The sequence below is a fragment of the Vibrio sp. SCP2 genome (genome assembly GCF_059295395.1).
Map to the genome: position 1 here is coordinate 707,052 of NZ_JCAFVV010000001.1, position 14,256 is coordinate 721,307.

Below are 14,256 nucleotides of genomic sequence, written 5' to 3' on the forward strand. Positions count from 1 at the left end.
AAGGTTGAGATTTAACCTAATGAATATCAATGAAAAAGCGCCATACTGGCGCTCCTATCAAACTTGTTTTTTCGCTGCAATTGGGGCTAAAAGGATTTCGCCCAACTATGTAGAGCATCTTTCATCTCGGCTCGGTCATGTTTCATTTGATGCATTTCTCCGTCACTAATTGGAGAATCTCGCAACTCAAGCGTTCGAATCTCTTTATCTAATGAGTTGTAGTTTCTCATCATCTGCGCAAAGTCTTCATTGGTTTCGACAAGCGCAAGAATCGCATCTGTATATTCAGGAAATTCTTTTAGTAGAGAATGATCTTCACCGAGCATATGTACTCCTCCATGGTAGAAATTAACTGTTCAATTTTTAATCATAGCAATGAATTCTGCCGTGAAATGCGCTCTCGCACTTACTGGCAATAAACTTCCTTCATTCATACATTTCTTTACTACAAAATTTAGCCTACAGAAATACGGATACACTACTATTGTTCCCATTAACCTAGCTTAGTTCTTCCACTAAAAATGGCTAAAAGTGCATTTGGCATTTCGGCGGGAATATAAACTGGCTCTAGATATATCATCATAGAGTAAGACACCTATCTGAAAAACGATTTTATCTAAGTCTAACCCAGCCACATTAACATTAATAATGAGCCATCCATATCTAATACAAGCTATTCAACTTTTTTGTGGCACATTTGTGCCGATGGTGGAGAGTCCATTACATCACTACAACCTAACTTATACTTTCTTAGATGTTCTGCAAAGCTGACATAAGATAGTACGAATTATTCGATGTTTTTCCTAAGAACATCGAATATTCATAATAAATTACAAGATATAAACGTTCCTCACTTTAAAGAGACATTTATAAATCACACTCTGATAGACCTTTAATTAAGTAAGATAAACCAATAAGTTCATATCTGGCAGTATTACTGTACGCATCCTGTACATAGGGGAAGTATTTCATGTTTTCATAATACTTCAAAACAGATGAACAATTGGCCGAAGATAATTGTCCCCAAAGGTACTCTATAGAGTTGTAGTTTGCCGACTTAATGGTACCGTCAATTAATAACGGAGAGCGATAGTCATTATCGGTCAAGATGTTAGTCATTGTACTGGTTGTTTTATCTATATATGTTTTCGAGAATACAAGCCCGCTTTCGTATAAGCTAATCATAGCATTGATATCAAGAGATGCATGGTCGACATCGGTAATATCCTTTCTATTAGGCGCAGCGTGAGTGCTTGTGTTTTTTGAGACATTCTCAGAATTCCACCCTACGGAATAAAGGCCCCACCAATATGGCCAAGTATAGCGGTCTGAACCTTCAACATGCCTTTTAAAAAGCTGGCCTATAGCAACTGCACGATCTTTAAAATAATGATTATCTGTAAGTTCTGAGTAATTTAGTAAAGGTCGTACGTAAGCATTCATCATGTTAAATGGCAAATTAATCCCATCGTATTTGAAAGGTGAATCATATGGAAATGAATAGTATAACTCACCAGGTTGTAATATATTATACTGATCATTATTATAAAAGGTTACATTTTTTTCGTGATACTTAAAATTATCATAAAACAGAGTAATTATATCATTATATAAGGTGGGAAAGGCTAACGAGAGGTCATTGTTGCTCTTAAGTTTTTTCGCAATCAATATAAGCGCATCAAATATCAATGCATCGTGTACCAAATAAGGAATATTTTGATCATTGTTCAAACTGTATAATTTAACACTCCAAGTTGGATGAACTTTCCCATCATAGCTCTTTTTGTAGGAATTAATGTCATTATTGGCAATTATATTTGTTGCTCTAATTGCAATTTGGTACCATAAATCAATATCATTATATAATTCGGCCAAAATTATTTCTGCTCTTAAACTAGCTGATTCCGATATTGATAGGAGTCCAAGAGTGTTGTCATAATTTGAAAGCCCAACGAATGGTGGGTAGTATCTTTCCTTAATAATCTTATAATACTCACTAATTGTTTTTATTCTATTATTGGAAATACCAACTTTAATTACCTCACCTTGGCTATTTAGTATAGAGTTATCAATACTATTTGTTAGTTGATAATTATCATACGATAGCTCTCCAACTTTCCAATTTTCACCATGCTTTTTATACTCAAAGTATAATTTATCTTTCCCTGAGTCTGTTGATATCTTACCTATATATGTGTCTTCTATATAAAAATTGTGTACAAGAACTGAATCTTTATAAAACTGAAGCTCACTTCTTTGTTGGTCATAGTTTTTTTTGAGAATAACGATAGTTTCATTAGATATAACTTGATAATCGGTAATTATATCAGGATATATTGATTTCAAAATGTGAGGAGAAATTGATTTTGTAGAAAAGTCATAAGATGATAATCCAATCAACCGACTCCCCTCCACTAATTCATCTTCTAACCAGTAGAGTTTATTATTTGTTAAAAATGGTTTCCTTACAATACCTTCAGACTTCTTCACTACTTTTGGTTTAGAAGAAGGTATTTCAAGCACATTAACTGTATTGTTTGTAAGATCAATCCATGATAGAGTGTCATTTTCATTGTTAATTGCCAAACCCCATTTAATGGTTCTGGATTCCATTATTAAATCAACAATACTAGAATTAGAATCTAGCTTTACAAGGTTGTTTTCCGTTGGAGACTTCCATGCAAAGCCGTATTCTATGTTATTCATCCTAATTTTGTTTGAAATTGATTCTTTTATATTAATTATAATTTTAATATCATTTATTTTGTAGCTACTTATCCCACTTTCCTTTGCCCAACCACTAATTTTTCCATTTTGATAAAAAAAACCATTTCCAATTTCAGTTTTATTACTTAACCCAGGAATTGTCATTTCAACGATTTTATATTTTCCTATTTCAGCATCAATGGTAATAGTGCTATCAGTGCTATCAGTGCTATCAGTGCTATCACCTCCACCACAAGAAGTTATGAGTGTGATAAATAATAGTAAGACAAATCTTTCAATCAATTCCATATGCATCATTCTAAATGTTAAAATATACATTACATTATAATATATTACATCAATAATTCCAAACTGAATTTCATAATATTTATTCGTCATTCAAAATATTGCTAATAATTTCCAGAAAGAGTTAGTACTTTTTCAATTTCCGTCTAGAAAATACTAATCGTTTATCTAAACCGAAACTAAATTGAACAACTAACTGTTCCGAAGTTATTTCGTCATTCACATTTTAATAAATGAACAAGGCGAAGATCCGGAAGATCAAAAATCCAGATTGGAGCGCGAAATGAAGATACATGACCTATCTGAACGTAAGCCATAGTACCGCCCATAATGGCGATCAGATATATTACCGCCTACATCAAGAATTGATATCTACGTTTTCGCATTCAACTGATACAGAAATAAAAAGACCACAGCAATCAACTATGGCATGTCTGCACCTGAACATCACTCCACTGCTTTCGAGCAAGGCATACATAACAACTTGCACTACAACCACCAGATCTAAAGGCAAAGAACCGACCGAGTATTCCTTCCCACCTAACTCCTCCTCATTAGACAGAATCAAGCAAACGGAAGTAACAAGAAAATGAAACTGAATTCATGGTAATAAATCATTAATTATGCAATTTATATGTGCTCTGTCACACAAAAATTTGTCATATTAATCAATGAGAGTAATATTTATTTTTAGCCTAGGGCACCTCATACCAATTATACATTATTTCCATAAAAGTCAATACATCTAAAATAATTTAGCACCTAGAAAATGAGCCCAACAAACCCATAATATAAATAAGAATATTACGAAAACCTAAACATTTCCTACTTTTCTACATCATAACTGTCCAAGGTTAACACGCTATGATTTAGCAGGATAGTAATGTTCAAAGTTGGGAATATGTTGCTCCCAAATAGGCGGAGTCCCAATATACTGTTGAACAGCCGTAATAAACTCTTCTACCAACGCCGTTTGCTTACGGTGAGGGTATAAAGCGTAAAGAGCCAGTCCGTTGTTACATAAGGTATAGTCAGTAAGGAGCGGCTTGAGCCCTAACTCATCAATAGAGCAGTTTAGATTGGAAGAAGAAAGCGTCACATAACCAAGCCCATCTTGAACCGAAGCAATCAAGGTCGGGACATCATTGACTTTGAGCTTGCCTCTCATCTTATAGTTAATGATATTACTGGAGCTGGGTTGCTCGCTAAGCCTCATCGTATCCACGGTCAAAGAGCGGTTGCTGTACACCACAGAAGGAAGCTTCACTAGCTCTTCAGGGGTTAACGGCTCACCATACTTTTCGATAAAACTGTGTGAAGCAAGAATCACCGCTCTAATATCAGCAATCTTTTTCGCAATTAAGCCCGAATCATCTAAGCGCCCTAAACGAAACGCCACGTCAAAGTGGTCAGAAATTATATCCGAGCGTTTATCATCCAGTAGCAGTTCAATCTCAACATCTGGATATGCCTGCATAAACTGACTGATCACAGGACGAAGGTAGTTTTGACCCACATGGTACGGGGCAGTCACTCTAATTCGCCCTTTAGGCTGAGCATGATAAGAGTCGGCGATTGATTGAACGTGAGTCAAAGTCCCCACAAGGTTATGAGCTTGTTCGAGAATCTCTTCTCCTGCTGGCGTTAGTGAAAATGAGCGCGTCGAACGGTTAAGAAGCTGAACGCCTAAATCAGACTCTAGTTTTTTTATCTGCTTTGAGAGAGAGGAGTTGTCCATATCATGCAGAGCGGCTGCCTTAGTAAATGAGCCTTGCTGGACGACATCGATAAACAGAGAGAGTTGATTCACTAACGCCATATTACAACCTTACTTTTGAGCTCGCTGCCATTGCACCAACCACTTATCAAGGTGGTTCGCAAACTGCCGGCGATCAGCCTGATTTAATGCGCTGGTCCTCCTGTTTGGATACCGCTTCTTTACCGCAGCTGTCACCCAAAGATAAAAAGCTCACGTTGTTACTATAAAACTCAGCGTATTAGCCTGCGCTCTGGAAGAGGAATAACGCCTCTAACTCATCACTTCCACCTCCCTGATATGCTTTAGCAATATTCCCTATATGCTTTGCTACATTGAACATGTTAATGCTGTTTCTTGAACGTAGCTTTCTGTTGAAATAAGTTTGTTCACGCAACTCGCTCCCGGCGTCGTAGTCGCGGAGATAAGCGCTGTACTATTTGAAGTAGCAAATGTCTCTACATCGCAGGTTACTGCTGCTTCATCTGCAGCAGAAATCACCTTAAAAGTAGGCTCTGGTATTTTTATTTAGTCAGTATTTTCTTCGGTGCCTTGTCTGGTTGATGATCTTCGACACCATGATGTTCATGGTCATGAAGAACACTTCGGTCTACATATTGCGGCACTGGCTCGCTTGCCGCATACGCGCTCAAAGAAAAAAAAGCATCTGCCACTGCAATTGTTAGCTTTTAAGGTTCCACATAAGTTCTTCTATCTGTGGGTATTTTATACAAACAGTATAACTGTTACCGGATCTCACTTACTGCGAAATCACTGAGTAATCTAGACAGGAATATCTTAACTAATAATCAATTTTTGAATCTCACTTTATAAGACGCACAGAATCACTACTTAGACTTGGATACTTATTAATTAATTTAGTAGCAGTTACTTTCTAAGCTTTAAAAATGGTAGAAGCCACGTGCGTAGGAAACGCATTATGCCTACTTAAAATTAGAGATAATGTTGAGATTTAACCTGATGAATATCAGTAAATATCCGCCTTCTAAGAAGGCGGATTTAGCTTTCTGCCCCCCTAAAAGGGGGCATATCCGCGCTGTTAGTTCATCTTCAACTCCAACTGAGCCTCATACTCTTGGTCTCTTTTATCTTGATGTCTAACGTAACGCCGAATTATGTCCTCGTTCACACCTACCGTATCAACAAAATGCCCATTAATGTTGAGATCGAAACTTTTGATGGAACGATGGCAGCCAAATGAACGTGATCAGGTTGAACATTTAACTCCAATACCTCACAATCCTTCATATTGCATAGTATGTAGATAGACTTATAAAGCTCTTTAGCGACATTACCCTTGTGAATTTTGAACCTGAATTTTTGGAGCCCAAACAATATGGTATTTGCATCGCCAGTAAACGTGTGATGAACTTCTGTAATCGCCCATGTTAATTGTTTCCTCTTACTTGTGGTGAATAAGATTCTTACTTCTAACATGGGCGTATTTTCGGGCAAAAGCCCTTAGGAACAATCACCACCGCCAAAGGCGGTGATTTAGGGATGACAATAAAAAAGCGCCAGAAAGGCGCTCGTATAAAATTGAGATTTTTTGCTAAGTGTTGGACTAAAAGGATTTAGCCCAACTATGGAGAGCATCTTTCATCTCGGCTCGGTCATGTTTCATTTGATGCATTTCTCCGTCACTAATTGGAGAATCTCGCAACTCAAGGGTTCGAATCTCTTTATCTAATGAGTTGTAGTTTCTCATCATCTGCGCAAAGTCCTCATTGGTTTCGACAAGCGCAAGAATCGCATCTTTATATTCAGGAAATTCTTTTAGTAGAGAATGATCTTCACCGAGCATATGTACTCCTCCATGGTAGAAATTAACTGTTCAATTTTTAACCATAGCAATGAATTCTGCCGTGAAATGTGCGCTCTCGCACTTACTGGCAATAAACTTCCCGTTCAAGTGTACTTTGATTATGGAAGCTTTAACCCATAATCTTCGGAAGAATCGATTAATGTAGTCTTGAGCCGTTTGTCCCATAATGGCTACATCGACATCAGACAGGTTCAGTAAAATGCAAAAGGTTATTCTCGTAACAGGCGCAACGGATGGCATCGGTTTTGAAACTGCAAAAATGCTCACTCACCAAGGGCATCACGTACTTATTCATGGCCGTAATCCAAGCAAACTGCAACACGTAGAAAAGACACTAAGTCAACTTGGCAAGGTCTCTAGTTATGTGGCGGATCTGTCTGACTTAAGTGATGTAGACAAGCTCTCGCAGCAGCTTGTTAACGACTTTGAAGCCATCGATGTTGTGATTAACAACGCGGGCATATTTTCTACCCAACAGCCGCGTACTGAAGAGGGTTTAGATGTCCGCTATGTGGTCAATACACTTGCGCCTTATAAACTCACTAACGCGCTTTTGCCTTTGCTACCAAGTGATGGGCGAGTAGTAAACTTATCTTCAGCCGCTCAAGGAAGTGTCAGCATTGAGGCTCTTATTGGCAATAAAGCGCTTGCCGATGGTGACGCCTACGCACAGAGTAAGCTCGCGCTCACTATGTGGTCTCGTCACTTAGGTTTAGCTCATAAAGATACTGGCCCTGTGATTGTTTCCGTCAATCCGAAATCACTACTTGGGAGCAAGATGGTAAAAGACGCGTTTGGCATTGCTGGCGGCGACCTCAACTTAGGTGCCGATATACTGGTCAGAGCGAGCCTTTCAGCCGAGTTTACCAATGCGCATGGACTCTATTTCGATAACGATCTCGAACGTTTCTCTGAACCGCATCCGGATGCGCTTGATGATGTGAAAGTTCAGCAAGTCGTAGAAGCAATTGAGCGCTTAGCTTGATCGAGTGTGCTCACTAAAAACGAAAATCGGTGTTTGGCTTAACCCAACACCGATTGCTTTCTGTTTAAGCGAGTGCCTAATAAGCAAATGTCTCGCGGTAGGCAAATAAGCCTTGGCTCCCCCCGGTATGCAAGAACAAAACATTGCTTCCTGCTTTTATCTCTCCCTTAGCACAAAGATCCAAAAGACCCGCCATTGCTTTTCCAGTATAAACAGGATCGATAAGCAATCCTTCAAGCTGAGCGCAGCGCTCAACCGCTGCGATCATAGCCTTAGTAGGAATGCCATAGCCGTCGCCAAAATAGCTGCCATCGGCAAACACTTTTCCGTTCGCTAGATTAGGATCTAAATCTAAGCTTGTTAGCGTTTCGCGCAGAAGCTGCGACACCAGTTCCTGCTGATCCTCAGTAGAACGGCTAACCGTTATTCCAAGTACTGGAATATCAACCTCAGCCGCAATCAACCCTGCCAGTAAACCCGCTTGTGTCCCTGCACTCCCCGTTGCCAAAACGATTTGGTCGATGTTCACTTCTTGTTCAGCAATCTGCTGTACCAGCTCGTTGGCACATCGAACATAACCATAGCTGCCAATGACATTAGAGCCACCCATTGGAATCAAGTAAGGTTTACGCCCGCTAGCGGTAAGCTCACTCATTAGTTGAGTTACAAAGTCATCGCATTGTTGACCTTGAGGCACAGAGTGAATCTGCGCACCTAGCAAGTGATCTAGCAACATGTTGCCGTTATTGTAGTAGTCAGTCTTTGGTGTACCCGCGACATCCTCCAACACTAACTCACAATCCAAACCAAACTTAGCGGCCGCTGCCGCAGTTTGTCTGGCGTGATTCGATTGGAAACCACCGACGGTTAATAAGGTATCCGCCCCTTGTGCTAGCGCATCGGCAATGAGGTACTCAAGTTTACGGGCCTTGTTTCCACCACCAGCCAATCCAGTGCAATCATCACGTTTGATATACAAATTGCACCCCAATTCTGCGGAAAGCCTTGGGGCAAACTCCAAAGGTGTCATACCGTGTAAGATTAGACTGCGCTTGAGATCTTCAAATTTGATCATCCGTTTACTGCCTCCTTGGTAAGGGTTGGCGCTTTAAAACAGCGCCACCGAGTCGCAACTAGACCGTTGTCGCTGCTTGATTACGCTTGAAAAACTTGTTCGGTACTTTAGTCAATAAGATACCAAAAAGAAGCGGTAACATCAGAACAACTGATTGATCTGAGATCATTTCGTCGTTCACATAGGAAGAAATAAACAATGCGACAATCGGGAAGATCAAAAAGCAGATTGAAGCATGAAATGGTGACGACACCTGACCCAGTTTAAAGTAAGCCACGATACCTCCAACACTGGCGATCAAGCCAAGATAGATAACCGCCCAGATCGAGTCCCATGTGAACGCGTCAATCTCTACATTTTCACCCACGGCTGAAACGGCAAACAAAAAGACCGCGGCAATCAAGCATGGAATAGCATTGTAAGTCAGCACTTGAACATCACGGCACTGCTTTTGAGCAAACACATACATGAACGCGTGGATCGCAACAGCCATACCCAACGATAAGGTGCCAATGAGATAATCTTCGCCTCCAAGCTCCATTTCATTAGATAGGATGATGCATAGGCTGATCACCGCTAACACTAAACCGAACATTTGGTGCTTTTCCAAACGTAGACCTAAAAATAGCGAAGAGGTTAACATCACCGCAATCGGCATATTGGCAAAGATAATCGAAGCAAGACCCGACGAAATGTACTGCTCGCCATAAATCATCAGGGTGAACGGGATTGCAAAATACATAATCGACACAATCAGCATCCAACGACGCTTCCCCTTAGGGAAAAGCAGTGGTTGGTTAAACGCTTTGGTTAAGACAATAAGCAGTGGAGCTGCGAGCAAAAAGCGTAGAGCAGTGGCAAACATGGGTGGAATGGAATACAGCGCGACTTCCATCGCAAACCAAGTTGTCCCCCAAATTAAACAAACCGATAGGAACAGAAAAAAGGTAAATGACTTTGAATTCATGGTGATAACTCATCAACTACGCAAATGAAAACTGTGCGCTGAAGCACGAAAAATTTGGCATGTAGTCTAATGAATCACTAAGAGAAAATGTTTTCCTTTCACATCAAACCTTACCTATTAAAGGTAAAAGTTTTCTAATAAATCGAGGTATCTTAGAAAATTTTTATATCTGGCAAATAATACAAACGATAACCTTAGTCAAAATAAGGTTATCAGTAGAATTAATGCATTTACGGTCGCTATACAAGATAGTACTTCAAGAGTGAGTCGCTATGATTTAGCAGGATAGTAATGTTCAAAGTTGGGAATATGCTGCTCCCAAATAGGCGGAGTCCCAATATACTGTTGAACAGCCGTAATAAACTCTCTTACCAGTGCCGTCTGCTTACGGTGAGGGTATAAAGCGTAAAGAGCCAGTCCTTTGTTACACAAGGTATAGTCAGTAAGAAGCGGCTTCAGCCCAAGCTCATCAATAGAGCAGTTTAGATTGGAAGAAGAAAGCGTCACATAACCGAGCCCATCTTGAACCGAAGCAATCAAGGTCGGGACATCATTGACTTTGAGCTTGCCTCTCATCTTGTAGTTAATGATATTACTGGAGTTGGGTTGCTCGCTAAGCCTCATCGTATCGACAGTCAAAGATCGGTTGCTGTACACCACAGAAGGAAGCTTCACTAGCTCTTCAGGGGTTAACGGCTCTCCATACTTTTCGATAAAACTGTGTGAAGCAAGGATCACCGCCCTAATATCGGCAATCTTTTTCGCAATTAAGCTCGAATCATCTAGGCGTCCTAAACGAAACGCCACGTCAAAGTGGTCAGAAATTATATCCGAGCGTTTGTCATCCAGTAGCAGTTCAATCTCAACATCTGGATACGCTTGCATAAACTGACTGATCACTGGACGAAGGTAGTTTTGACCCACATGGTACGGGGCAGTCACTCTAATTCGCCCTTTAGGCTGAGCATGATAAGAGTCAGCGATTGATTGAACGTGAGTCAAAGTCCCCACAAGGTTATGAGCTTGTTCGAGAATCTCTTCTCCTGCTGGCGTTAGTGAAAATGAGCGCGTCGAACGGTTAAGAAGCTGAACGCCCAAATCAGACTCTAGTTTTTTTATCTGTTTTGAGAGAGAGGAGTTGTCCATATCATGCAGAGCGGCTGCCTTAGTAAAAGAGCCTTGCTGGACGACATCGATAAACAGAGAGAGTTGATTCACTAACGCCATATTACAACCTTACTTTTGAGCTCGCTGCCATTGCACCAACCACTTATCAAGATGGTTCGCAAACTGCTGGCGATCTGCCTGACTTAATGGCGCAGGCCCACCTGTTTGGATACCGCTGCTACGCATGGTCTCCATAAAATCACGAATGTTCAAACGTGATTTTATGTTCTCTTTGGTAAACAGCTCACCGCGCGAGCTCAATGCATGGCCGCCTTTGGTGATGATTTCGTCCGCAAGCGGAATATCACTGGTGATCACCAAGTCACCCGTTTGGCAGCGTTTAACTATCTCATTATCAGCCACATCAAATCCGGCTTGAACTTGCAGCATAGTTACCTTTGGTGAGGCTGGAGTGCGAATAAACTGGTTAGCCACCAAGGTCACTTCAACCCCTGTACGCTCAGAAGCGCGAAACAAGATGTCTCGAACAACGACAGGACAAGCGTCCGCATCTACCCAAATTTTCATTCTTCATTATTCCTAAAAACGGTCTATTGACGCTATTAGACCGTAATTACTAGGGACTTAATAGCGTTATTTAAACTTAACCGCCGTTCCGCTAACACTCACCATCATCATGCTACCGCCGCTACCTATCACTTCGTAGTCGATATCAATACCGACAATACCATCTGCACCCAACTCACGAGCTCTGGACTCCATCTCTTGGAAGGCGATTTCACGCGCACGTCCCATCTCTCGCTCATAGGCACCTGAGCGACCGCCAACAACATCACGAATCGCACCAAACATGTCTTTGAAGATATTGGCTCCTAATATTGCCTCGCCTACAACAACACCCAAATAGTCTTGGACCGGGCGACCTTCAACAACTGAAGTGGTAGTTTTAATCATAGAGTTCTCCTTATATTTATCATAACTAACTCATAAACAACCAAACACCAACACCCATCATTAGCGTGCCAGCAATACGATTAAGAAGTCGAACGTTTTGCGAATGCCCAAGTAGGCGTTTCAGCCCTTTCCCACCCGTTGCGTACAAAGTCATACAGATAAACTCGAACACCAAAATTATCGAGACCAAGACAATCAGCTGAGGGGCTAAGTCGGCACTCTGGTCGATAAACGGAGGAAGCAAAGAGATCATAAACGCCCAGCCTTTAGGGTTAGCGATCGCAGTGACAAAGCCTTGCACCACCAAATCCCAATCACTTGAAGGTTGCGGAGCTTGCTCATCTAGGTTAATAGCAAGCTTACCTTTTGAGCGCCACATCTGAATGCCTAGATAAAACAGGTAACTGCCCCCAATGAGCTTCAGTGCTACAAATAACCACGGATAATTGAGCATCACAGCAGCAATACCGAGGACAGCAGCGACAGCCACTAGACCGACACCCACTAACTCCCCTGCCATCATCCATAACGCTCGGCGATAGCCAATACTCATGCCTAAGGTTAGTGCTAACGTCATACACATCCCAGGAGTAATTGAAACGAAGAAAAAAGTCGGAATAAACATTCCCAGCAAAGCGGTATTCATAGTTGAGATTTTTATCGTTATTTGTTGCGTTATGCGTCTAACATAAAGCAATGAACTCTTAAAACCAATACACGCAATTGGTTGGATTAGTGGTTACAACGCTAAATGATATTATAATCAGTCTATTAACTGTTTCTCACTCATAAGGGGCTAGGCTTGTTCACTCTCATTTGGCGCATGCTTACACTATTGTGTTTCACTTGGTTGGTTGGCTGTGCGTCGGTGGATCCAAGCACGCTGCCTGAAAAAGCCACCTCCACTCATTTGGGTTATCAACAGAGTAGCCCACTCGCCAAATATTTTGAGTTTGATAAGCACCCCAATCCTTCCCTGACTGGATTTTTACCCTTAGATCAAGGCGAAGACGCTCTTCTAGCCCGCCTAGCCTTGATTGAATCTGCACAAAGTTCGCTTGATTTACAGTACTACATCTATCGTAATGACGAGACAAGCCAACTCCTGACTTGGCGACTTTACGAGGCAGCGGAGCGTGGGGTTAGGGTTCGCTTGCTGCTCGATGATATGCAGGATAGAGGTGATGATAAACTGGCTGCACTCAATGCCCACCCAAATATTGAGATTCGCCTGTTTAACCCTCACCACTATCGAAGTGCCCGAATAATAGCGATGGCAAGTGACTTCCAAAGACTAAATCGGCGCATGCACAATAAGTCTTTCACCGCTGACAGCGTTGCTTCTATCGTAGGTGGACGCAACATTGGCAATGAGTACTTTTCATTTGAGTCTAATGTCGAGTTTGGTGACTTTGACGTACTTTTATATGGTAAAGCCGTAGAACAAACCGCCGAGCAGTTTGACCTCTATTGGAACAGCCTTTACGCCATTCCAATGGAGTGGATCGTTGAAAATGCACAGCACCCAAATGAGAGCGCTATTAAACAAGAAGTCGCGAAAAGAAAGCTCGGCGAAAAGTTCTCTGAAGGACAATACGACTTCACTGAGTTAGACCTCTACGAGCAGCTCGTCGCAGGTGATTTGGATATGTATTGGGGAGAAGGTGTAGTTTGGTATGACTTACCTGACAAAGTCGCCACACAGCAGAGCCAACTGGTTGATAATTTAAGTGAACTGCTAGCAGATATTGATTCCTCAATTGTACTGATTTCTCCCTATTTCGTTCCTACCGAATCTGGAACAACCGCTTTGGTAGAAGCGGCTCAACGAGGAATAGACGTTACCGTTGTGACTAACAGTCTCGCCTCAAACGATGTGTTTGCCGTTCATGGCTGGTATGCGAAATACCGTGAAGCGCTCGTCAAAGGTGGGGTAGAACTATGGGAAACCAAAGCCAGTGCAGATCTAGCAAGTAAATGGAGTGTAACAGGCAGCAGTCGTTCAAGTTTGCACGCCAAAATGATATTCATCGATGGTAGCACTCTATTTGTCGGCTCTATGAACTGGGATCCTCGCTCTGCATACCTCAACACAGAAATGGCAGTGGTCATAGAACAAAAGCGCTTTGTAGAAGAATCTCTCGAAGAGCTACCAAAAAGCTTAGAGAAAAATGCCTATCAAATAGTCATTCAAGACGGTGACATTGCGTGGAAAGATCTCTCTTCTGGAGAATTGTTAACCTCTGAACCAGACGCCAGTATTTGGCGAAAAATGGGCGCTTGGGCTTCAGGGTTGCTGCCAATTGAAGAACAACTCTAGCCCTATGATTTCATGTTAAAAACTGCATAAGCCTCGACTATATATGCAGTTTTTAACACCTCATACCAGTATATGCATTTAGATTCTCAAGTAATGAGAAACCTACATATATTAATGATCAGTCTTTTCCTTGTTACAAAATGGAATTTATAGATAATTCCGTTAATCATACTGGTTAAAAACCTGTTAAATAACATAAAATTCTAGTGATGA

The 14,256-nt window shown here is 41.3% G+C and carries 13 protein-coding genes and 2 pseudogenes; 2 read left to right on the forward strand and 13 right to left on the reverse strand.

Features of this window, described 5'->3' with window-relative positions; genetic code table 11:
• Positions 1-86: 86 nt before the first annotated feature.
• From AC5O63_RS03395 to AC5O63_RS03425, 7 genes and pseudogenes are all read right to left on the reverse strand, one after another.
• Positions 87-326: an HP1242/YdcH family protein gene (locus AC5O63_RS03395; RefSeq protein ID WP_494503925.1), complete on the reverse strand. Its 240-nt coding sequence runs from the start codon at positions 324-326 to the stop codon at positions 87-89.
• A 541-nt stretch (positions 327-867) separates the two neighbouring features.
• Positions 868-3,015 (reverse strand): hypothetical protein, encoded by a 2,148-nt coding sequence (locus AC5O63_RS03400; RefSeq protein ID WP_494503926.1) that lies wholly within the window; start codon positions 3,013-3,015, stop codon positions 868-870.
• 859 nt (positions 3,016-3,874) lie between these two features.
• Entirely contained in the window at positions 3,875-4,831 is a 957-nt protein-coding gene (locus AC5O63_RS03405; RefSeq protein WP_494503927.1) for a LysR family transcriptional regulator, read from the reverse strand.
• A 9-nt stretch (positions 4,832-4,840) separates the two neighbouring features.
• A pseudogene (locus AC5O63_RS03410) lies at positions 4,841-4,947 on the reverse strand (YaiI/YqxD family protein); the annotation flags it as partial.
• 345 nt (positions 4,948-5,292) lie between these two features.
• Entirely contained in the window at positions 5,293-5,442 is a 150-nt protein-coding gene (locus tag AC5O63_RS03415; RefSeq protein ID WP_494503928.1) for a hypothetical protein, read from the reverse strand.
• 386 nt (positions 5,443-5,828) lie between these two features.
• Positions 5,829-6,176, reverse strand: a pseudogene (tnpA, locus tag AC5O63_RS03420) (IS200/IS605 family transposase).
• A 177-nt stretch (positions 6,177-6,353) separates the two neighbouring features.
• Positions 6,354-6,593 carry an HP1242/YdcH family protein gene (locus AC5O63_RS03425; protein WP_004744651.1) on the reverse strand — a complete coding sequence of 80 codons (240 nt, stop codon included), beginning with the start codon at positions 6,591-6,593 and terminating at the stop codon, positions 6,354-6,356.
• Between the two features lie 220 nt (positions 6,594-6,813).
• On the opposite strand from AC5O63_RS03425, the gene AC5O63_RS03430 reads away from it, so the two are divergent.
• Complete coding sequence (locus AC5O63_RS03430; protein WP_494503929.1) at positions 6,814-7,599, forward strand: SDR family NAD(P)-dependent oxidoreductase; 786 nt, start codon at positions 6,814-6,816, stop codon at positions 7,597-7,599.
• A gap of 76 nt (positions 7,600-7,675) precedes the next feature.
• Here the strand turns inward: AC5O63_RS03430 and AC5O63_RS03435 are convergent, their stop codons facing one another.
• From AC5O63_RS03435 to AC5O63_RS03460, 6 genes are all read right to left on the reverse strand, one after another.
• On the reverse strand, positions 7,676-8,674 hold the full coding sequence (locus tag AC5O63_RS03435; protein WP_494503930.1) for a D-cysteine desulfhydrase family protein: 999 nt from the start codon (positions 8,672-8,674) through the stop codon (positions 7,676-7,678).
• Between the two features lie 58 nt (positions 8,675-8,732).
• Complete coding sequence (locus tag AC5O63_RS03440; RefSeq protein WP_494503931.1) at positions 8,733-9,641, reverse strand: DMT family transporter; 909 nt, start codon at positions 9,639-9,641, stop codon at positions 8,733-8,735.
• Between the two features lie 270 nt (positions 9,642-9,911).
• Entirely contained in the window at positions 9,912-10,868 is a 957-nt protein-coding gene (locus tag AC5O63_RS03445; protein WP_239851524.1) for a LysR family transcriptional regulator, read from the reverse strand.
• 9 nt (positions 10,869-10,877) lie between these two features.
• Complete coding sequence (locus AC5O63_RS03450) at positions 10,878-11,336, reverse strand: YaiI/YqxD family protein (RefSeq protein WP_049844698.1); 459 nt, start codon at positions 11,334-11,336, stop codon at positions 10,878-10,880.
• A 66-nt stretch (positions 11,337-11,402) separates the two neighbouring features.
• On the reverse strand, positions 11,403-11,723 hold the full coding sequence (locus tag AC5O63_RS03455) for a heavy metal-binding domain-containing protein (protein ID WP_004744645.1): 321 nt from the start codon (positions 11,721-11,723) through the stop codon (positions 11,403-11,405).
• A 25-nt stretch (positions 11,724-11,748) separates the two neighbouring features.
• Positions 11,749-12,369 carry a LysE family translocator gene (locus AC5O63_RS03460; protein ID WP_494503932.1) on the reverse strand — a complete coding sequence of 207 codons (621 nt, stop codon included), beginning with the start codon at positions 12,367-12,369 and terminating at the stop codon, positions 11,749-11,751.
• Between the two features lie 177 nt (positions 12,370-12,546).
• On the opposite strand from AC5O63_RS03460, the gene AC5O63_RS03465 reads away from it, so the two are divergent.
• Complete coding sequence (locus tag AC5O63_RS03465; protein ID WP_494504561.1) at positions 12,547-14,043, forward strand: phospholipase D family protein; 1,497 nt, start codon at positions 12,547-12,549, stop codon at positions 14,041-14,043.
• Positions 14,044-14,256 lie beyond the last annotated feature (213 nt).

Bases quoted from the DNA above. Each gene is read 5' to 3' on its own strand.
- AC5O63_RS03395 (WP_494503925.1), bottom strand. From the start codon at position 326: ATGCTCGGTGAAGATCATTCTCTACTAAAAGAATTTCCTGAATATACA.
- AC5O63_RS03400 (WP_494503926.1), bottom strand. From the start codon at position 3,015: ATGGAATTGATTGAAAGATTTGTCTTACTATTATTTATCACACTCATA.
- AC5O63_RS03405 (WP_494503927.1), bottom strand. From the start codon at position 4,831: ATGGCGTTAGTGAATCAACTCTCTCTGTTTATCGATGTCGTCCAGCAA.
- AC5O63_RS03425 (WP_004744651.1), bottom strand. From the start codon at position 6,593: ATGCTCGGTGAAGATCATTCTCTACTAAAAGAATTTCCTGAATATAAA.
- AC5O63_RS03430 (WP_494503929.1), top strand. From the start codon at position 6,814: ATGCAAAAGGTTATTCTCGTAACAGGCGCAACGGATGGCATCGGTTTT.
- AC5O63_RS03435 (WP_494503930.1), bottom strand. From the start codon at position 8,674: ATGATCAAATTTGAAGATCTCAAGCGCAGTCTAATCTTACACGGTATG.
- AC5O63_RS03440 (WP_494503931.1), bottom strand. From the start codon at position 9,641: ATGAATTCAAAGTCATTTACCTTTTTTCTGTTCCTATCGGTTTGTTTA.
- AC5O63_RS03445 (WP_239851524.1), bottom strand. From the start codon at position 10,868: ATGGCGTTAGTGAATCAACTCTCTCTGTTTATCGATGTCGTCCAGCAA.
- AC5O63_RS03450 (WP_049844698.1), bottom strand. From the start codon at position 11,336: ATGAAAATTTGGGTAGATGCGGACGCTTGTCCTGTCGTTGTTCGAGAC.
- AC5O63_RS03455 (WP_004744645.1), bottom strand. From the start codon at position 11,723: ATGATTAAAACTACCACTTCAGTTGTTGAAGGTCGCCCGGTCCAAGAC.
- AC5O63_RS03460 (WP_494503932.1), bottom strand. From the start codon at position 12,369: ATGAATACCGCTTTGCTGGGAATGTTTATTCCGACTTTTTTCTTCGTT.
- AC5O63_RS03465 (WP_494504561.1), top strand. From the start codon at position 12,547: ATGCTTACACTATTGTGTTTCACTTGGTTGGTTGGCTGTGCGTCGGTG.